This window comes from Flagellimonas pelagia (genome assembly GCF_003584135.1).
Taxonomy (GTDB): domain Bacteria; phylum Bacteroidota; class Bacteroidia; order Flavobacteriales; family Flavobacteriaceae; genus Flagellimonas; species Flagellimonas pelagia.
The window spans coordinates 451,876-472,112 of record NZ_QXFI01000033.1; the positions used below are offsets into that span (position 1 = coordinate 451,876).

Sequence of the window (20,237 nt, forward strand, 5' to 3'; positions counted from 1 at the left end):
CTCTCAAAACTATCTCTCGACTACGCTCGAGATGACCCATGCCTATCCAACCTCAGAAAGCTATCCAAATATGATATTAGATTTCTCACATTCGTTCGAAATGACAAACCAATCTATGATTGTCAGTAACAAAATTCACTGTTTGTTTCATATATCTAATGACCCCAACGTCATTTCGAAAGAGCTTGCGACTAAGAAATCTATTGGCTATAATGCTTTTATGACATAAGTGACCACTCCCCAAATCAATAAATCGCTGTCCTTGGAGACTTTTATGGGTTTGTAATTTTCATTTTCGGGCATCAATGTGATGGAATTCTTTTCAATATGCAATCGTTTTACCGTGAACTCTCCATCCAAAAAGCAAACGGCTATTTTTCCATGCTCCGCCTCCAAACTCCGGTCTATGACCAAAAGGTCTCCGTCATCGAGCCCAGCCCCGATCATCGATTTTCCACTTACCCTTGCATAGAAGGTAGCCTCCTTGTTTTTGATCAATGTTCGATCAAGACTGATCCGCTTTTCCTTAAAATCATCCGCAGGAGAAGGAAACCCCGCAGAAACGGCATTGTTGGACAGAGGAATGCCCATTTCCCCTTCCTCATCGGGAGAAAAAAAAGTGAGTGATTCAGTGTTTATCGGTTTTTTAGGAATCATTTCACCGTAATAATTTCATTGATGTTTGTCGTGTACCTTGGCGAAAGGTGTTCTTGGCGCATCTTCCAGGTTCTTTCCAAATCTTGGTTGGCAATCTTCATCTTATAGCCCCCGTACTTATCGTTGATGTCATCCATCACCTCCATGATTTTATGGTGCTTTGGATTTTCGGATAGAAACAGATCCAATTGCCTTGCATTGGTGGGCACCAAACCCGATACGATCACCCCTGCCCTCTTGTATTTGATTCCTGGCCTAAATATGGAAATCGCGGCCTTAACGGCATAATTGCTTATGGTCAAGCTTGAATCCGTGGCATAAGGCAATGTAACGATGACACTACTCCTGTCCTGTGGCTCGTCCTTTTTATGCCTATCGCTTCGCAACAGCACCACAATGTGGTTGCAACTACTGCCTTGGTTCCGCAATTTTTCGGCACAGCTACTGGCAAAGGTGGAGATACGCTCCTTGATATTTTCGACATCGGAATATGTGCTTTCAAAACTTCTTGTAGTGGCAATGGCTCTTTTGTCCCGTGTATCATCATCCAAATCCAATGTTGGGATGCCTTGCAAATCCTTTTTCAACCTCAACCCTATGATTGCCATTTGTTTTCTCACCCATTCATCCGACAATTGGGTAAAGTCATAGGCGGTTTTTACATTTTGGGTCTGTACCCGTTTCAAATTTCCGTGCCCGATGCCCCAAACCGTTTCTATCTTGGTCCATTTTAATGCTTTTATACGTCTTTCTTCGGATTGGATCACATATACTCCCCCTGTTTTGGACCTCATTTTTTTGGCAATCTTATTGGCAACCTTGGCCAAAGCTTTTGTAGGTGCTATTCCTATACTGACGGGAATTCCGGTACACTTTTGAACGGTTCGTTGGATCTCCCTTCCGTACACATCAAAATCATAATTCTTGAAACCATCGAACTTAAGGAAAGCTTCATCCACACTGTACACTTCCATGTCCGGTGTGAATGTGCCCAAAATATTCATTACCCGGGTACTCATATCCCCATACAAGGGATAATTGGAAGAAAACATCTTAATGCCATGGTCCTCACAAAACTTTCGATACTTGAAGGCAGGGGCGGCCATAGGCAGGCCCAATTCTTTGGCCTCATCACTTCGCGAGATGAAACAGCCATCATTATTGGACAAAATGGCCACGGGAACATTGTTGAACTGCGGTTGAAAAGCCCGTTCACAAGAAGCATAGAAGTTATTACAATCCACCAAGGCAAACATGCTCCAAAGTACTCGATTTTTCCTAAATTACATAGGAAATTTGTTGTAATGAAGATACGAATCAAAGGCAATTCAGTGCGTTTTCGACTGACCCAGAGTGAAGTGAAACAGTTATCCGAAACCGGATCGGTACAAGAGACCACCGAATTTGGCGCACAAACTTTTCAATATCGGGTACAGTTGATGAAAGGAATCCAAAACCTAGAAGCATTCTATGCCCAAAACGGAATAGTGTTATCCATTCCCGAAACGGACGGCAAGGATTGGTTCCAGAAAGAAATCGTTGGTTTTGAACATGAAATGCCACTTCCCGAAGGAAAAAAACTCCATCTACTCGTGGAAAAAGACTTTACCTGCTTGGAGAATACTTCTGAAGACCAATCGGACAATTACCCCAACCCAAAATTACAATGCTAAGCCGAACCAATGGATAAAGACATCAAACGGAATATTTCACTGACCGGCGATACCCAATTCACTGGGCTGAGACTTAAGGAACCCATGCATACCGCAGCCGGACTTTTGGGGGTTACGGAAGCGCTTCGGCACAGTTTTAAGGAGATGGGGATTGCCAAATCCATGAAGGCCTTGCTCGAAATGAACCAAGAGGACGGGTTTCGCTGTCCAAGTTGCGCCTGGCCGGTTCCAGAACATCCCTCCAAGATTGCCGAATATTGTGAAAATGGCGCCAAGGCCTTGGCCGATGAGGCCACCAAAGAGCAGATTGGGGCAGATTTCTTTGCCCAACACTCCGTGGAAGAATTATCCCAGCTCTCGGATTACGAACTGAACAAATTGGGAAGAGTTGTGGAACCTCTGGTTCTAAAACCAAACAGTGTTCATTACGAGCCGATTGCATGGACGAAAGCCTTTGAATTGATTTCTGAAGAGCTCCACCGACTCAACGATCCCAATGAGGCCATTTTTTATACTTCGGGCCGATCCAGCAATGAGGCCGCTTTTTTATACGGGATGTTCGCACGTGCCTTTGGCACCAATAACATGCCGGATTGTTCCAATATGTGCCATGAATCATCTGGTGTGGCCCTTTCTGAAACCTTGGGTATAGGCAAAGGTTCCGTGACCTTGGATGATTTTTATGGTGCGGAGGTCATTTTGGTGGTGGGGCAAAATCCGGGGACCAATCATCCCAGAATGTTATCGGCACTCGAAAAATGCAAAAAAAACGGTGGAAAGATTATCAGCATCAACCCTTTAGCAGAAACGGGATTGGTACATTTCAAAAATCCGCAGAGCGTATCTGATATGTTAGGAAGTGGACAGGCCATGGCCGACATCCATTTACCTGTTAAGATCAATGAGGATATCGCCTTAGCCAAACTCATTTTGAAAAAATTGGTTGCCTTGGATGCCAAAAAATCCAATGTGCTGGACCATGAATTCATTGTGGACCACGTAGATGGCTATGATGCCCTTTTACAGGATTTGGCCCGTTACCATAATGAAGCGCTTCAACGAAGGACTGGGGTTTCCATGCGAAAAATTGACCAAGCTGTCCAATTATTGGCAGAAAATTCCAAGATCATCGTTTGCTGGGCCATGGGACTCACCCAGCACAAAAATGCGGTACAATGCATTCAAGAATACGTGAACATATTACTCCTGAAAGGCGCCATTGGAAAACCTTTTGCCGGCACTTGCCCTGTTCGTGGACACAGCAATGTGCAAGGTGACCGTTCCGTTGGCATCATGCACTATGTGAACCAAACGTTGAACAAAAAAATCAAGGAGCATCTCAAGTTTGACCCACCGACCAAACCTGGCTTTGATACGGTCGATGCCATAAAAGCAATGCATGATGGCCATGCAAAAGTATTCATCTGCCTGGGAGGCAACTTTTTGATGGCTGCTTCAGATACGGCATACACCGCAAAGGCCGTTCAACAATGCAACCTTACCGTGCAAATCAGCACCAAATTGAACCGCAGCCATTTGGTCACTGGTCAAACAGCGTTGCTGCTACCAACATTTGGACGTTCCGAAAAAGATGAAAAGAACGGGACCCTACAGTTTTTGACCATGGAAAGCAGTACGGGCAAAGTGCGTCAAAGTAAAGGGTTGCTGAAACCTGCTTCGGAACACATCAAAAGTGAACCGGAGATCATTGCATTGATGGCCCACACTTATTTTAAAGGAAATCATCCCATGGATTGGCACGCCTTGGGACAGGACTATAATCTTATCCGAGGTTATATTGACAAGACCGTAAAGGGTTTTGAAAATACGAGCAAGCGTTCCAAGGGTTTTGGCTATTACCTACCCAACAATGTGAGGGAACGCAATTTCAGGATGTTGCCCAACGGAAAGGCACAACTCACCTTCAACACCTTACCGGACCATCAGCTTAAAAAAGATGAATTATTGTTGATGACGATTCGGTCGCATGACCAATTCAATACCACTATTTACGGATTGAACGATCGCTACCGGGGCATCCACAATGAACGCCGGGTGGTTTTTATGAATCAAGAGGATATGGATAAACGAAAATTGCAAAAACTGGATGTGGTCAACCTGCATAGCCTTTACGATGGCATCAAACGTACCGCTGAACAATTTTTGGTGGTCCCTTACGACATTCCCAAAGGGAACATGGCTGCTTATTTCCCGGAAACGAACATGCTGGTGCCCTATAACCATTTTGCGGACAAGAGCCACACTCCCATCAGTAAATCAATCAGGGTTACCGTGGAAAAAGTAACCTAACCTGTTATTTGAAAGCTGGGATTCCAGTAATGTCAGCCCCTGTAATCAATAGGTGGATGTCGTGGGTTCCTTCATAAGTAATCACACTTTCAAGGTTCATCATGTGGCGCATGATGCTGTATTCGCCCGTGATACCCATACCTCCCAACATTTGCCGTGCCTCACGGGCAATTTTGATGGCCATTTCCACATTGTTACGCTTCGCCATGGAGATTTGGGCCGTAGTTGCCCTACCGTCATTCTTTAATTGACCCAAACGAAACGCCAACAATTGTGCTTTGGTAATTTCTGTGATCATTTCTGCCAATTTTTTCTGCTGAAGTTGAAAGGCTGCGATCGGTTTCCCGAACTGAATGCGTTCCTTGGCATATCGAAGGGCGGTATCGTAACAATCCATGGCAGCACCAATGGCTCCCCAAGCAATGCCATATCGGGCGGAATCCAAACACCCTAGTGGAGCACCCAAGCCACTTTTACCAGGAAGTAAATTTTCTTTGGGCACTTTAACGTTATCGAATATCAGTTCTCCTGTAGCGGATGCCCGCAACGACCATTTGTTATGAGTTTCCGGAGTGGAGAAGCCTTCCATTCCACGTTCCACAATCAAACCGTGGATCCTTCCTTCCTCATTCTTGGCCCAGACCACCGCAACATCAGCAAAAGGCGAGTTGGAGATCCAAAGTTTGGCACCATTCAAAAGATAATGATCGCCCATATCCTTGAACTTGGTTTCCATACCACCAGGATTGGACCCGTGGTTGGGTTCGGTAAGTCCAAAACAGCCCATCCATTCCCCAGAAGCCAATTTAGGTAAATATTTTTGCCTTTGCTCTTCGGAACCGTAGGCATAAATGGGATACATGACCAAGGAGGATTGTACCGATGCCGTGGAGCGCACCCCACTATCACCACGCTCAATTTCCTGCATGATCAACCCATAACTGATCTGATCTAAACCAGCCCCTCCATATTGTTCGGGAATGTACGGACCAAAAGCACCGATCTCTGCCAATCCACCAATAATTTGTTTGGGAAATTCAGCCTTTTGGGCAAATTCCTCAATGATGGGGGATATGTCCCTTTTTACCCACTGTCGGGCCGCATCGCGCACCAGTTTGTGTTCTTCGGAAAAAAGATCATCGAGATTGTAGTAATCCGGGGCTTCAAATAGATCGGGCTTCATATATTATCATTTAATATGTCATTCCTGTAAAAGCAGGAATCTTAATTTTAGTGTGAGTTCTGTATTATGCTTCGACTGCGCTCAGCACCCATGCGGAGTGTCCGCCAAATATAATAACGAAATATAACATTTCACTTCAGTATTGTTACATTTTTAAATAAAATGCTTCGGTCAGTTTAATGTATGCATCCGTATACTGATGGCGTTCCGTTTCAATGATAAGTTCATCAATCTGCACTTCCCCTTTTTCAAAACCGAATTCCATTAAACTTCTTTTGTATTCCACATTGGCATTTCCTTTCACCCTTGTGATCCGTTGGGGGTACAATTGATTTTGATTGGCCAATTCCAATATATTCAATTCTTCCTTGTGGGGAACAATGACCGAAAAGCGTCCATTTTCCGAAAGCAATTGGGCAACACCCACCACTAATTCATCAAAAGGAAGGGAGCTGTTCTGTCTGGCCTGGTCTCTCGACACATCACCACTAGCAACTTCTTCTGAGTAAAATGGTGGATTGGAAACGATTAAATCGTATTGATCTTCAATTTCGTCCACAAATTCATCAAAACCGGCATGGTAGCAAAACAATCGGTCCGCCCAAGGCGATCCTTCAAAATTGGAAACACATTGTTCATAGGCGGCCTCATCCAATTCAATGGCATCAATGGTTTCAGCAACGGAACGCTGTGCGAGTTGTAATGCAATCAAACCCGTTCCTGCTCCCACATCCAAAATGGTTTCAGGCTGATGTTCCAAAGAGGTCCAAGCACCCAAAAGCACACCGTCCGTACCCACCTTCATGGCGCATTGGTCTTGATAAACCGTGAATTCTTTAAACTGAAATGGCTTCATTTTACCAAAGGTACTTTTTCTTCTTTTAAAGAAATAGAGTCTCTCAGTAATTGAACTACATATATCAATTCAAACCTTGGTCTGATAAATTCAAATATCCCTTCCATAAGATCTAAGATGTTTTCTTTAATCGATTAAGGTTATTTCGCAACCCAAGTAGACAAGGAAAAACCTTGTCCAAATCATTTACCAATCTTATACACACTATTTATTATGAAAAAAATCATTTTTGTCATCATCGCTTTGGTTTCCATGAGCCAACTGAGCCACGCACAGGAACAAGGAAAATTTAGGGTCGGAATGGATTTGGGTTACGCCATGCCCGATGGAGGAGGCGGAGTCCTGATTGCCTTGGAACCTAAGTATAATATTGCCGACAACATGAACATAGGTCTGCGATTTGAATCTGCAGCTATGGCCAAAAACATTACTGAAAGTGGCATTTCTGTAGAAGCAGAACTGGCAGCCAGTATGTCCTATTCCGCCACTTTTGACTATTACTTCAACTCTGGAAGTTCTTCTTTTGCACCCTTTTTGGGAGCTGGTGCAGGTTATAATTCCTTGGCCAATGCAAAATTGGATATTGGCGGGGTTGGATCAGGCGAAGTTAAGGTCGATGGTAAATTTGGAGGGCTTGTTAGAGCTGGTTTTGAGGCAGGAAAGTTCCGACTGGCCGCAACATACAACTTAATTGGAAAGACCGATTTTGGTGATGGGGTTGAACAGAAGAACTCCTATTTTGGAATTTCATTAGGCTTCTACGTTGGCGGTGGCAAATGGAAAAAATAAAACTTTCATAATTCTTAAAACAGAAAGGGGCGGGATTGCCCCTTTTTAATTTCCTGAAAATTATTATCGTTGTAACCTTCCAGGTTCCCTAGTTTCTGCGCCTTTCATGTCTTTGAGGGAATCCCCCAACCTGTACCTCATGTCATTGGCCAATTTTTCGATTTCGGCAACCACATCAGGGTGTTGGGCCGCCACGTTGGTGGCCTCACTTATGTCACTCTCCAAATCGTACAATTCAATTTCTTTTAAATCGACCATACGATACTCTCCCGGTTGCCCATCCTTGCCAGGTTCCTGTCCTTCCATAGTACGGTATCGATGGGGAAAATACAATTTCCATTTGCCGTAACGCACCCCGAACATTTCATTCACGCGATAATAAAAGAAATACGCTTCCTGCACCGGCTCTTCCCGTTCTCCAGTCAAAATTTTCCACACACTTTTACCATCAATGACCTGCTCTGGCAGTGGAGCTTGGGTAAGTTCTGCCAGTGTTGGCAAAAAATCAATGGCCATCATGGGAACATCAATGATCTTGCCCCCTTTTAATTTTTTAGGATATTTGATGATACAGGGTTCCCGTTGACCTCCTTCCCAAGCGGTACCCTTACCTTCCCGAAGAGGCAAAGCACTTCCAGCGTGATTACCATACGACAACCAAGGACCATTATCGGAAGTAAAGATGACCAAGGTGTTTTCCTCCAATCCGTTATCCTTTAATGCCTTCATGATCTGGCCAACCGACCAATCGATTTCCATGATCACATCACCATACAAACCTCTTTCCGATTTTCCCTTGAATTTTTCCGAAACAAACAACGGTACATGCGGTTGCGGATGGGGCACATACAAAAAGAAGGGCTTATCCTTGTTTCTTTTGATGAAATCTACGCTTCGTTCCGTAATCTGTGTGGTCAGCTGCGATTGATCTTCGAGAATACCGATGACTTTTTCGTTTTCATACAATGGAAGATCTGGAAAGTTGAAAATGGTTCCTTGTTGCGGATGCTTCGGCCACATATCATTGGAATAAGGGATGCCGAACCATTCGTCGAACCCATGGCGGGTAGGCAAAAATTGTTTGTGATGACCTAAATGCCATTTTCCATAGATTGCCGTAGCATACCCTTTTTCCTTCAACATTTCTGCAATAGTGGTTTCCGATGCATTGATGCCATGGGTATTATCGGGGCCCAAAGCATTGTGGATACCAATCCGGTTTGGGTAGCAACCCGTTAAAATCCCTGCCCTAGAAGCGGAGCAGACCGCTTGCGCGGCATAGTAACTGGTCAATTGCAGTCCTTCAGCGGCCATTTGGTCCAGGTTCGGGGTCTTGATGTTTGGGGAGCCAAAAACGCCCACATCTTGATACCCTTGGTCATCAGTAAAGATCAATACAATATTGGGTGGGGTATCGGGCTTTTTAACTTGTGGCTTGTCTTCGACAACAAGTCCCATACCAAAAAGTATGGCCAGAACAATAAATCGGTGCATGAAAAAAGGTTTTGATAAATATAGCCAAAAAGCTTATTTACTCACCCAGATATAGATCTACCAACCCTTCAGGGGTTTTTACATGGATGGTTTTGTTCTTGCGGTCCACTTTGGTGATGATTTCATCGCTGATGGGAATCAGGAGTTCCTTACCATCCTTAGTCACCTCAAAAAGCTCTTGGGAAGCATTATCGTTTATGGATTGGATCACACCAATATCGCCATGCACCTCATCCATTAAAGTGAAACCTATCACCTCATGAAAATAAAACTTGTCACCCGTCAACGGAGGCAAAAGGGAAAGAGGAAGGAACAATTCGCAACCAATAATCTTGTCCGCAGAGGATTCATCCTTTACTTCTTCAAAGTCGATGCGGAGCAGATCGGATTTGTGCAGTCGACAGCGGTCAATAAAAAATGGAACCAGATTGTTTCCCAAAGAAACAAATACTGATTCCATATTTTCGTAGATATCGGGTTCATCGGTGTCCAATTTAACCAACACCTCACCCTTAAAACTATATTTTGAAACGATTTTGCCCAGGTAGAAGCAATCTTCCTTGCGCATCGTTCCTTGGTCTTATTCTTCTTCTTTGGAAGCTTCTTCAGCAGCAGGAGCTTCAGCTGTTTCTTCAACTGGAGCCTCTTCGGCAGCTACCTCTGCAGTTTCCTCGGCAACTTCTTCCACTACTTCCTCAACAGGAGCGGCAGCAGCGATCCTTTTTTCGTTGGCTTCTTTCTCAGCTTCCAACGCTTTGGCCTTAGCATCAGCATCAGCTTTGCTCAAACCATCTTTTTTAGCTTGGATCTTGTTGGTTTTATCATCCAACCAAGCGTTGAATTTCTCTTCAACTTGCTCTTCGGTCAATGCTCCTTTACGAACACCCCCCAACAAGTGGTGCTTCAACAAAACTCCTTTGTAAGAAAGGATCGCCCTAGCGGTATCAGTTGGTTGTGCACCATTCTGCAACCATTTTACGGAACTATCTACATCCAAATCGATGGTAGCAGGATTGGTATTGGGGTTATAGGTTCCCAATTTTTCCAAAAATTTACCGTCTCTTTTTGATCTTGAATCCGCGGCAACCACCCAATAAAATGGTTTACCTTTTTTACCGTGTCTCTGAAGTCTAATTCTAACTGGCATATCACATTAATTTGTAGGGTGCCCGACCCTGGTTATTAATTCTTTTATTTTTCAAAATGTCATTTCCGAGAAATCGGAAATCAATCGCTTGTCTGTTAAGCGGGTGCAAATATACTCCAAATCTTTTAACCTACAACTCCCTACTTGTTTTTTATTGGTTGATAAATCGTAAAAACTCTATTTTACCGAATAGGTCATCTTCCGTATTTTTATCCATTGCTTTTTTGACCCATACCGATAACCTATGTATTTGATTTTTGATACGGAAACCACCGGTTTGCCCAAACGTTGGGATGCCCCCATTACCGATACCGACAACTGGCCCCGTTGTGTTCAGATTGCTTGGCAATTGCACGACGAGCTTGGTAATTTGGTGGAGCACCAGGATTTCCTGATCAAGCCCGATGGATTCAACATTCCGTACGAATCGGAGCAGATCCATGGTATTTCTACGGCACTGGCAGAGGAACAGGGCGTTCCTTTGGAAGAGGTTTTGGTCAAATTCAATGAGGCATTATCACGAACCAAATTTGTGGTGGGTCAGAATGTGGACTTCGATGTCAACATTATGGGATGCGAGTTCCAAAGATATCAAGTAGAAAGCCCTTTGACCGCATTACCGGTTCTGGACACCTGTACCGAACATACCGCTGAACTTTGCAAGATTCCGGGTGGTCGTGGAGGTAAGTTCAAACTGCCCACCTTGACCGAACTCCATGAATTTCTCTTTGGAGAACCTTTTGCCGAGGCCCACAACGCTACCGCCGATGTAGAGGCCACCACCCGTTGTTTTCTGGAATTGGTCAGAAAAAGACAGTTTTCCACCAACGAACTGGATGTGCAACCCGATTATTTTGAGCGATTCTCCGAGGCCAATCCACAGGAGATCGAACTCATCGGCCTGAAGCACATCAACCTAAAAGCGGCTTCCAAAAAAATTGCGGATGCCCTTTGGGCAAAAGATACAGGGGAAATTTCCGCAGAGGAAATCCAGGAGAACATCGAAACGCTGGAAGATGCCCCGTTTGCTCATTTGCATAACCATTCCCAGTTTTCGGTGCTCCAGTCCACCATCAATATTAAAGACTTGGTAAAGGCCACTGCCGATAATGGCATGCCCGCAGTTGCCCTTACCGACCATGCCAATATGATGGGTGCCTTTCACTTTGTGAAAGAAATCATGGCCCACAACAAAGGGGTAAAGGACCGCAACAAGGAACGCGAGGAAAAAGGGGAGGCACCCACGGAACAGGAAATTACCCCGATCGTGGGTTGTGAATTTTACGTTTGCGAGGACCATACCAATAAAAATGTAAAGGATTACGGTTACCAGATAGTGTTGTTGGCCAAGAACAAAAAAGGCTATCACAACCTGGCCAAAATGTCTTCCATCGCTTATACGGATGGGTTCTACTACGTGCCTCGTATCGATAAAAAAATCGTGGAGCAATACAAGGAAAATGTGATTGCCCTTACCGGAAACCTTTATGGCGAAGTGCCCAACAAAATATTGAACGTTGGCGAAAAGCAGGCCGAGGAAGCACTCTTGTGGTGGAAGGAACAATTTGGTGACGATCTGTATGTGGAGCTTATGCGTCACGGTCAGGAAGACGAAGACCGGGTAAACCAAGTACTGGTGCAACTGGCCAAGGATCATAACGTAAAAATAGTAGCCACCAACAATACCTATTATTGTGCGAAGGATGATGCCGAGGCCCATGACATTCTGCTTTGTGTGAAGGATGGCGAAAAACGCTCCACCCCTATTGGTCGTGGACGCGGGTACCGCTACGGTTTGCCCAATCAGGAATATTATTTCAAGTCTTCGGACGAGATGAAAGAAATTTTTAAGGATATTCCCGAGGCCATTTTGAATATCCACGAACTGGTGGACAAAGTGGAACCTTATGATCTGGCCAGCGATATCCTGCTTCCCAAATTCGACATTCCAGAGGAATTCAAAGTACAGGAAGATGAAGAAGATGGTGGTAAACGAGGAGAAAATGCTTACTTAAAACACATTACCTATCAAGGTGCCGAAAGACGTTACGGTGAGATTTCACCTGAAATCAGCGAACGCATCGATTTTGAGTTAGAGACCATCAAAAACTCCGGATACCCAGGTTATTTCTTGATTGTGGAAGACTTTATCCGCGAAGCCCGGAACATGGATGTTTCTGTTGGTCCGGGTAGGGGTTCCGCTGCAGGATCGGTGGTGGCCTATTGTTTGGGCATCACCAACATCGACCCGATGAAGTACGATCTCCTTTTTGAGCGTTTCCTGAATCCGGATAGGGTATCCATGCCCGATATCGATATCGACTTTGACGACGAAGGTCGGGGTCGTGTGATGGAATACGTGATCAACAAGTATGGTTCCAATCAGGTGGCACAAATCATCACCTATGGCACCATGGCCGCCAAATCGTCCATTCGGGATACGGCTAGGGTTTTGGACCTGCCTTTGAGCGATGCGGATCGTATTGCCAAGTTGATCCCCAACATGTCCAAACTCAACAAGATTTTTGGGGCCGAAGAAGCCGAGTTGAAGAAAAAGTTCCGATCTGAGGAATTGGAAAAAGTCAACGAATTGTTGAACATTTCCGAAAGCGAGGATTTGGAAGGACAGACCGTGAACATGGCCCGTGTGTTGGAAGGTTCCCTTCGGAATACGGGCATCCATGCCTGTGGGGTCATCATCACACCCGATGATATTACCAACTTCGTACCTGTTTCCACTGCCAAAGACTCCGACCTCTACGTAACGCAGTTCGATAACTCCGTGGTGGAAAGTGCCGGACTCCTCAAAATGGATTTCTTGGGATTGAAAACCTTGACCTTGATCAAGGATACGGTGAAAATCGTAAAAGCCAGGACAGGAGTTGAACTCATTCCCGATGATTTTCCGTTGGATGATGAGAAGACCTATGAACTCTTTCAGCGAGGTGACACTGTAGGGATATTCCAATACGAATCCCCTGGGATGCAAAAACACATGAAAAACCTGAAACCTACGGTTTTTGATGACCTTATCGCCATGAACGCCCTGTACAGACCAGGGCCCATGGAATACATCCCCAGTTTCATCGCCAGGAAACACGGTGATGAGGAGATTACCTATGACCTCCCCGACATGGAGGAATACCTGAAAGAAACCTATGGGATTACCGTCTACCAGGAGCAGGTGATGTTGCTCTCCCAAAAGTTGGCCGGGTTCTCCAAAGGTGATGCCGACGTTTTGCGAAAGGCCATGGGGAAAAAGATATTTGCCCTGCTTCAAAAATTGAAACCCCAGTTTTTGGACGGTGGTGAAAAGAACGGTCACCCAAGGGATGTCTTGGAGAAAATCTGGAAGGATTGGGAAGCCTTTGCCTCTTATGCCTTCAACAAGAGCCACTCCACCTGTTATGCGTACATCGCCTACCAAACGGCTTACTTAAAGGCCCACTACCCTGCCGAATATATGGCTGCGGTACTGTCCAACAACATGAACGACATTAAGCAGGTGACCTTCTTTATGGAAGAATGTAAGCGGATGGGACTACAGGTTTTGGGTCCTGATGTGAACGAATCCTACTATAAGTTTGCTGTAAACAAGGACAACGCCGTGCGTTTTGGGATGGGCGCCATCAAGGGTGTGGGGCGTTCCGCCGTGGAAACCATTGTGGAAAACCGGAAAAAAGACGGGGCCTACCGTTCCATTTTCGATTTGGCCAAACGGGTGGACCTACGTTCCGCCAACAAAAAGGCATTTGAAAACCTTGCCTTGGCCGGTGGTTTCGATTCCTTTACGGATACACACCGTGCGCAATATTTTCACGATGAGGGTGACGGCATCACCTTTTTGGAAAAGGCCGTCAGGTATGGTTCCAAATATCAGGAAAACGAAAACTCTTCCCAAGTAAGCCTTTTTGGGGATGCTAGTGAAGTGCAAATACCCGAACCCATTGTTCCCCCTTGTGAGGAATGGGGGACCATGGAAAAACTGCGAAGGGAAAAAGAGGTAGTGGGCATCTACATTTCGGGGCATCCTTTGGATGATTTCAAAAAAGAAATCACTGCCTTTTGCAATGCCGATGTTTCCGCTTTTTCCAATTTGGAAGGATTTGTGAATCGTGAGCTCTCCGTGGCAGGCGTCATTACCGATGTGCAGCATAGGGTATCAAAAAACGGAAAGGGCTGGGGACTCTTCACTTTGGAGGATTATAACGAGTCGTATGAGTTCCGGATTTTTGGGGAGGAATACCTCAAATTCCGCCATTTTCTGATGATCAATTCCTTTGTCTACATCAAGGCCTTTGTGCGTGAGGGCTGGGTAAACCGGGATACGGGGAAAAAAGGTGACCCGCGACTTCAGTTCAACGATTTTAAACAGCTACAGGATGTGATGGATGCGTTTGCCAAAAAGTTGACCATCAAACTGGATATTGACCGATTACAGGAACAACGCATCAAGGCATTGAAAGATACCTTACGATTATACAAAGGTGAACACCCTCTCAATTTTGAGATCTACGAGATGGAAGAGGAAATCAAGCTCAAACTATCCAGCAGAAAACAAAAGGTAAAGATCAATAGCGAACTGTTATCCGAATTGGAGGCGCATGAAATTCATTATCAGCTTAATTGACCATAACAAATACAAATAGCACCATAATGAAAACGAATGCCCTCACCGTAAGGTACATGCACAATAATTGACTAACTTTGCGTAACAAAAAATAAATAAAATGGCACTAGAAATAACAGATGCAAGTTTTGACGAAGTGGTTTTGAAAAGTGACAAACCTGTTCTTGTCGATTTTTGGGCAGCTTGGTGCGGTCCATGTAGAATGGTAGGCCCGATCATTGAGGAAGTAAGTCAAGAATACGAGGGCAAAGCGGTTGTTGGTAAGGTGGATGTGGATTCACACCAACAGTTTGCGGCCAAGTACGGCGTTCGTAACATTCCTACCGTTCTTGTTTTCAAGGATGGTGAAGTGATCAACCGTCAGGTTGGGGTTTCTCCAAAGAAAGTCTACACAGACGCTATTGACGCGGCATTGTAAAAGTGCCCACAATCATATTTTAAAAAAGGTTTGGCATTGGCCAAGCCTTTTTTATTTTATCTTGTCGCAACAATCTGGGTATGGACGTACGATCGGAATTACATAAGGCACAGCTCTTCAACCATCTGGAACTTTTGGCCAACCAGATCGTGGAGGGATTCATCAGTGGTATCCATAAAAGTCCTTTCCATGGTTTTTCCGCCGAGTTTGCCGAGCACAAAATTTACAATTCGGGCGAAAGTACCAAACACATCGACTGGAAACTCTATGCCAAATCAGACCGACTATACACCAAACGGTATGAGGACGAGACCAACCTGAGGTGCCACATGATCTTGGACAATTCGGCTTCCATGTATTATCCGGAAGTGAAGAATCTTTCCCTGGACAACCTCAACAAAATTGGATATGGGGTGTTGTCCATTGCGGCCTTGATGCAAATCCTTAAAAAGCAACGGGATGCGGTGGGTCTGAGCATCTATTCCGACACCTATGATTTTTATGCTTCGGAAAAGAACAGCGAAAGGCATTTTCAGATGTTGTATTCCAAGTTGAACGAGGTGGCAGCCACGAGAAATGGATCACAATCGACAAAGACCTATACTTTTTTACACCAGATTGCCGAGAAAATCCACAGAAGGAGCATGATCTTCCTTTTTACGGACATGTTCCAAACCGAGACCGAAGAGGAAAAACTGTTTGAGGCCCTGCGTCATTTGAAATACAATAAGCATGCTGTGGCCCTGTTCCATTTGATGGACCATGAGCATGAAATCAATTTTGATTTTGGTAGCGCCCCCAAGCGTTTTGTGGATGTGGAGACAGGGCAACATATTGATCTATATGCCGAATCCATCCAAAAAGCCTATTCCGAAAAAGTACTGCATTATCAGCAAGCATTGAAGCTCAAATGTGCCCAGTACAAAATTAAATATGTAGAGGTGGATATACGGGGCGATTTTTCACAAGTATTGAATTCGTTCATGATCGAAAGGCAAAAATTTGTTTGATCACATTTTTAAAAAAATGTTTTGTCGAATCCGAAATGAGAATGTATATTTGCACTCGCTTTAAAAAAGCAATCTGAACAAGATTTGAATCCGACCGTTGTCGGAGTCTTTAAAAGATAAAATCATTGGTCTGGTAGTTCAGTTGGTTAGAATACCTGCCTGTCACGCAGGGGGTCGCGGGTTCGAGTCCCGTCCAGACCGCAAAAAGCTCCGAGAAATCGGGGCTTTTTTGGTTTTATATGGTTTATTTTCAGTTAATTATATTTTAATCTAAAAATCACATTCTCTATAGCGTGCTGCATTCGTGCTGCATTTTTGATTCTTTTTTACTTCTTTGCAGCATTTTACAAGGATTTATTTTGTGGATTATAAAGCTGTGCTAAATGCATTTTAGATTTAAAAAGAAGAATCATTCGATTACGAGTAATAATTGTCAATTTCTTCCAAAATTTGATTAGATGTATATTCATCAATAAGCGACACATCTAATTCCGAGGCAAAATTATATAAGAAGTACTTCAACTCCTGAATGGTTTCATTTCTTAACATATACCTATTATTCATCTTTGGTTGTGACGACTTGGAGCCCGGCAACTTGATAGGTTTCCATAAAGGAAGTAATCTCAGCTTCAAAATTCTCAAAACTAATGGATTCTTCCTCTGTTACGGGTTCTTCTTCAGTTTCCTCGGCAATGTCATCCGTTCAGGTACCGGGCTTTTCTGTTTGGGTAGTTGAGGTTTCATTGGTTTCGGAACCTTTGCCTTTGCTGCAACTAAATAAAAAAATACAGCAGCATAAAAGCAGTCTTAATTTCATGGATGTGTATTTAAAGCCTTCTCTACAGGAATTTAATCGATATTTTATAACATCTTGTATATCTATGGTTTAATATACCATTTTAATTTTTATCTTACGATTCTTTTACCAACCTAACCATAAAATAAATGAGAATACGATTATTCCCATCCAAATTTGTATTTAACTGCAACACTTTTTTAATTCTATTTTTTATTTGCACTTCAGGCCTAAAGTCGCAAATTTCCAATTCAGATTTCGTAACTACATGGAAGACAGATAACCAGGGAGGCACCAATAACACATCGGTACTTATTCCTACTACAGGTACAGGATATAATTATGATGTGGACTGGGATAATGATGGCACCTTTGACGACTTTGGGATTACAGGTGATGCCGCACATGATTATGGTACAACAGGCACGTACACTATTAGAATCCGTGGTAGTTTTCCAAGAATATATATTAAGGATAATAATTCTGCTAAGGACAAAATTATTTCGGTTGAGCAATGGGGTGATATTCAATGGACATCTATGTCCGGTGCTTTTCAAGGAGCGGTAAATCTTGTTATAAATGCAACAGATATACCGGATTTGAGCAGTGTTAATGATATGAGTTTCATGTTTAGGGACGCCGCTTCTTTTAACCAAGATATTAGTAATTGGGATGTGGGGAATGTTACCAATATGCAATACCTTTTCAGTAATGCGGTACGCTTCAATCAGCCTTTAGCAGATTGGAATGTGGAAAATGTAGTCAATATGAGGTATATGTTTTCGAATGCTAGTTCCTTTAATCAGAATATTAATAATTGGAACGTAGCGAACGTAACCAACATGGAAGGCATGTTTGGTTTTGATGACCCTACAGATCCTTTTGATTTAATTCAACCTGATGATATTGGGTTTAACCAGCCTTTAAATGATTGGAATGTTGGCCAGGTTACCAATATGAAAAAAATGTTCCTGGGTGCCATAAATTTCAACCTACCCCTTGGAGATTGGAACGTAAGCAATGTTACCAATATGGAGGAAATGTTTCGGGATGCCGATAGTTTTGACCAACCACTGGATAGTTGGGATGTTGGTAATGTTACAAATATGAGATATATGTTCAGTGCTTCCCCGGGACCTGTATTTGGGGGAGGGCCGGATTACAACTTCAACCAGCCCTTAAATTCATGGAATGTTAGTTCAGTTGTTACTATGTACGGTATGTTCGCTTTTACCGATAAATTCGATCAACCATTGAACAACTGGGATGTAAGTAATGTGACCACACTGGCTTTTATGTTCCAAGAAGCAGATGCTTTTGACCAACCATTGAACGATTGGGATGTAAGTAGTGTAACGGATTTAGGAGGAATGTTTCAAGGTACTGCAAAATTCAATCAGCCTCTCCATGGATGGAATGTTGGAAATGTGACCTTGATGGATGGTTTGTTTGATAGAGCCGTTTCCTTTAACCAGTCACTGGAATCTTGGAACATTAGTTCAGTTACGGATATGTTAAATATATTTAATGGGATAAAGTTGTCTACGGACAATTACGACCGCACTTTGATCTCTTGGTCGACCCAGACTTTACAAGCTGGTGTTGAATTCAATGGAGGGAACAGTAATTATTGTGAGGGAGAGGCAGGAAGAGCAACCCTCATTAATATGTTTGGATGGAATATTATCGATGCCGGACTGGATTGTTCTGTTTTTACGTTGCCCTATAATAATTTTATTATTGAAACCATAAGTGAGACCTGTTCTGGCAGTAACAATGCACAAATTATTGTGAATGTGTTGGAAAGTATGGATTATGTGGCCAATATAAATGATGAAAACTATTCTTTCACCTCTGAACTACTGATCGAGGATTTAGCCCCAGGAGATTACTCTTTATGTATTAGTGTCCCATCTGAAGCCTACGAACAATGTTTTGCCCTCACTTTACAAGCAGGAACTGAATTGTCTGGAAAATCAAATGTTGAAGAAGGAAAGACAGCTGTTCAAATATCGCAGGGAACGGCTCCATACTCGGTTTTTGTTAATGGCAGTGAACTTTTAAAAACCCGATCAAAAGAATTTGTTTTAGATGCAGATGCTATGGATCTCATAGAAATAAAATCAAGTATTCCATGCGAAGGAACTTTTAGAATAGAAAATCCGTATTTGATAACTCAAGTATATCCTAATCCTACCAAAGGTGCATTGAATATTGTGTTAGGGGAAAATAACGTTTCCTTAATTGAACTTTTTTCAAATCAGGGACTGTGACTACGTCAACTAAAAGTGTACTATTTTGATAATAAATCAAGAGACACTTTTGACATGGAAAAGACAAGAGAAATTGAGCAATACTTAAGATGGAAGTTCAAACTAAGAGTACTTGAATTTGCAAAAGATTATGGAAAGGTCAAGGAGACCTGTGAAATGTTCAATGTTAGCAGGAGCAGCTATTTTAATTGGAAAAGAAAGTTTGACAAACATGGAGCAAAGGGTCTTTTAAGGAAAAAGAGGGAAGCTGATACCTACCCCAATAGAATCAATCAGAAAACGGTTGATCTGATATTGGACCTTAGAAAGGAATACAAACTTGGCACATGGCGCATCAAATGGTATTTGGAAAGATATCACAGTATCAATGTCTCTGAATCAAGTGTCTACAGAACCCTGAAAAGGAATGGTATCAAGCCGCTCGAACGAGCCGTTACCAGAAAAGCGATGGGACCTAAACGCTATGCCAAGAAAACCCCGGGCCACCATGTTCAAGTAGACGTCAAGTTCTTGGTTTTCCACACCAAAGAAGGAAAAAAGATAAAAAGGTATCAGTACACGGCGATTGATGATTGCACACGTATCAGAGCGTTGAAAGTATATGAAAGGCACAACCAATCAAGTTCCATTGACTTTATGGATTATGTGGTCGGTATGTTCCCGTTCCGAATCCATACCGTCCAAACCGACAATGGGCATGAATTCCAATCCAAGTTCAATTGGCATGTGAAGGACCTTGGCATGGAGCACCGTTATATAAAGCCCGGAAGACCCCAGCTCAATGGAAAGGTGGAACGGTCGCACCTCACGGACAAAAAGGAGTTCTATCAACTATTGGACTACTCCGACGACGTGGATTTGAACAAAAAAATAAAGCAATGGGAAGACTTTTATAACTTTGATAGACCACATGGTGCATTTAAGGGAAAGACACCCTATGAAATTTTAATGTATCACTTGAAAAAATAAGAATTCAGTGCCATTTTAGCTGAAGTAGCACA

At 43.3% G+C, this 20,237-nt stretch carries 15 protein-coding genes and 1 tRNA gene; 9 read left to right on the plus strand and 7 right to left on the minus strand.

Going from position 1 to position 20,237, the window contains the following annotated elements; translation table 11 throughout:
• Positions 1-207 precede the first annotated feature (207 nt).
• Entirely contained in the window at positions 208-657 is a 450-nt protein-coding gene (locus tag D2V05_RS16130) for a LexA family protein (protein WP_119648589.1), read from the minus strand.
• Entirely contained in the window at positions 654-1,913 is a 1,260-nt protein-coding gene (locus D2V05_RS16135) for a Y-family DNA polymerase (protein WP_119648590.1), read from the minus strand. Before D2V05_RS16135 ends, D2V05_RS16130 begins: the two co-directional genes overlap by 4 nt.
• A 48-nt stretch (positions 1,914-1,961) precedes the next feature.
• Here D2V05_RS16135 and D2V05_RS16140 point away from each other — a divergent pair, with 48 nt between their 5' ends.
• A complete protein-coding gene (locus D2V05_RS16140; protein WP_119648591.1) occupies positions 1,962-2,330 on the plus strand; it encodes a DUF7009 family protein in 369 nt (122 codons plus the stop codon).
• A 9-nt stretch (positions 2,331-2,339) separates the two neighbouring features.
• Complete coding sequence (locus D2V05_RS16145; protein ID WP_119648592.1) at positions 2,340-4,640, plus strand: FdhF/YdeP family oxidoreductase; 2,301 nt, start codon at positions 2,340-2,342, stop codon at positions 4,638-4,640.
• Between the two features lie 4 nt (positions 4,641-4,644).
• Here D2V05_RS16145 and D2V05_RS16150 read toward each other — a convergent pair whose 3' ends face one another.
• Together D2V05_RS16150 and D2V05_RS16155 are read right to left on the minus strand one after the other, a co-directional pair.
• Positions 4,645-5,823, minus strand: coding sequence for an acyl-CoA dehydrogenase family protein (locus tag D2V05_RS16150; protein ID WP_119648593.1), 1,179 nt, complete (start codon positions 5,821-5,823; stop codon positions 4,645-4,647).
• A 145-nt stretch (positions 5,824-5,968) separates the two neighbouring features.
• Positions 5,969-6,679 carry a tRNA1(Val) (adenine(37)-N6)-methyltransferase gene (locus tag D2V05_RS16155; RefSeq protein ID WP_119648594.1) on the minus strand — a complete coding sequence of 237 codons (711 nt, stop codon included), beginning with the start codon at positions 6,677-6,679 and terminating at the stop codon, positions 5,969-5,971.
• 213 nt (positions 6,680-6,892) lie between these two features.
• Here D2V05_RS16155 and D2V05_RS16160 point away from each other — a divergent pair, with 213 nt between their 5' ends.
• Entirely contained in the window at positions 6,893-7,468 is a 576-nt protein-coding gene (locus D2V05_RS16160) for an OmpW family outer membrane protein (RefSeq protein ID WP_119648595.1), read from the plus strand.
• A 63-nt stretch (positions 7,469-7,531) separates the two neighbouring features.
• Here the strand turns inward: D2V05_RS16160 and D2V05_RS16165 are convergent, their stop codons facing one another.
• The 3 genes from D2V05_RS16165 to D2V05_RS16175 are packed head-to-tail and all read right to left on the minus strand — an operon-like array spanning position 7,532 to position 10,109.
• Positions 7,532-8,962, minus strand: coding sequence for a sulfatase family protein (locus D2V05_RS16165; RefSeq protein ID WP_119648596.1), 1,431 nt, complete (start codon positions 8,960-8,962; stop codon positions 7,532-7,534).
• A gap of 37 nt (positions 8,963-8,999) precedes the next feature.
• Positions 9,000-9,530: a ribosome maturation factor RimM gene (rimM, locus tag D2V05_RS16170; protein WP_119648597.1), complete on the minus strand. Its 531-nt coding sequence runs from the start codon at positions 9,528-9,530 to the stop codon at positions 9,000-9,002.
• 12 nt (positions 9,531-9,542) lie between these two features.
• Positions 9,543-10,109 (minus strand): 30S ribosomal protein S16, encoded by a 567-nt coding sequence (locus tag D2V05_RS16175; protein WP_119648598.1) that lies wholly within the window; start codon positions 10,107-10,109, stop codon positions 9,543-9,545.
• A 244-nt stretch (positions 10,110-10,353) separates the two neighbouring features.
• On the opposite strand from D2V05_RS16175, the gene dnaE reads away from it, so the two are divergent.
• From dnaE to D2V05_RS16205, 6 genes are all read left to right on the plus strand, one after another.
• The gene (gene dnaE / locus D2V05_RS16180) at positions 10,354-14,739 is read left to right on the plus strand and encodes a DNA polymerase III subunit alpha (protein ID WP_119648599.1); all 4,386 of its coding nucleotides are present in this window, start codon (positions 10,354-10,356) and stop codon (positions 14,737-14,739) included.
• Positions 14,740-14,839: 100 nt separating this feature from the next.
• Positions 14,840-15,157, plus strand: coding sequence for a thioredoxin (gene trxA, locus D2V05_RS16185; RefSeq protein WP_119638446.1), 318 nt, complete (start codon positions 14,840-14,842; stop codon positions 15,155-15,157).
• 80 nt (positions 15,158-15,237) lie between these two features.
• On the plus strand, positions 15,238-16,167 hold the full coding sequence (locus D2V05_RS16190) for a DUF58 domain-containing protein (protein WP_119648600.1): 930 nt from the start codon (positions 15,238-15,240) through the stop codon (positions 16,165-16,167).
• Between the two features lie 127 nt (positions 16,168-16,294).
• Positions 16,295-16,368, plus strand: a tRNA-Asp gene (locus D2V05_RS16195).
• 744 nt (positions 16,369-17,112) lie between these two features.
• Positions 17,113-19,236 carry a BspA family leucine-rich repeat surface protein gene (locus D2V05_RS16200; protein ID WP_119648601.1) on the plus strand — a complete coding sequence of 708 codons (2,124 nt, stop codon included), beginning with the start codon at positions 17,113-17,115 and terminating at the stop codon, positions 19,234-19,236.
• Positions 19,237-19,290: 54 nt separating this feature from the next.
• Complete coding sequence (locus D2V05_RS16205) at positions 19,291-20,205, plus strand: IS481 family transposase (protein WP_119646114.1); 915 nt, start codon at positions 19,291-19,293, stop codon at positions 20,203-20,205.
• Positions 20,206-20,237 lie beyond the last annotated feature (32 nt).

Coding starts and splice junctions, on each gene's coding strand:
- D2V05_RS16130 (WP_119648589.1), bottom strand. CDS start 657: ATGATTCCTAAAAAACCGATAAACACTGAATCACTCACTTTTTTTTCT.
- D2V05_RS16135 (WP_119648590.1), bottom strand. CDS start 1,913: ATGTTTGCCTTGGTGGATTGTAATAACTTCTATGCTTCTTGTGAACGG.
- D2V05_RS16140 (WP_119648591.1), top strand. CDS start 1,962: ATGAAGATACGAATCAAAGGCAATTCAGTGCGTTTTCGACTGACCCAG.
- D2V05_RS16145 (WP_119648592.1), top strand. CDS start 2,340: ATGGATAAAGACATCAAACGGAATATTTCACTGACCGGCGATACCCAA.
- D2V05_RS16150 (WP_119648593.1), bottom strand. CDS start 5,823: ATGAAGCCCGATCTATTTGAAGCCCCGGATTACTACAATCTCGATGAT.
- D2V05_RS16155 (WP_119648594.1), bottom strand. CDS start 6,679: ATGAAGCCATTTCAGTTTAAAGAATTCACGGTTTATCAAGACCAATGC.
- D2V05_RS16160 (WP_119648595.1), top strand. CDS start 6,893: ATGAAAAAAATCATTTTTGTCATCATCGCTTTGGTTTCCATGAGCCAA.
- D2V05_RS16165 (WP_119648596.1), bottom strand. CDS start 8,962: ATGCACCGATTTATTGTTCTGGCCATACTTTTTGGTATGGGACTTGTT.
- rimM (WP_119648597.1), bottom strand. CDS start 9,530: ATGCGCAAGGAAGATTGCTTCTACCTGGGCAAAATCGTTTCAAAATAT.
- D2V05_RS16175 (WP_119648598.1), bottom strand. CDS start 10,109: ATGCCAGTTAGAATTAGACTTCAGAGACACGGTAAAAAAGGTAAACCA.
- dnaE (WP_119648599.1), top strand. CDS start 10,354: ATGTATTTGATTTTTGATACGGAAACCACCGGTTTGCCCAAACGTTGG.
- trxA (WP_119638446.1), top strand. CDS start 14,840: ATGGCACTAGAAATAACAGATGCAAGTTTTGACGAAGTGGTTTTGAAA.
- D2V05_RS16190 (WP_119648600.1), top strand. CDS start 15,238: ATGGACGTACGATCGGAATTACATAAGGCACAGCTCTTCAACCATCTG.
- D2V05_RS16200 (WP_119648601.1), top strand. CDS start 17,113: ATGAGAATACGATTATTCCCATCCAAATTTGTATTTAACTGCAACACT.
- D2V05_RS16205 (WP_119646114.1), top strand. CDS start 19,291: ATGGAAAAGACAAGAGAAATTGAGCAATACTTAAGATGGAAGTTCAAA.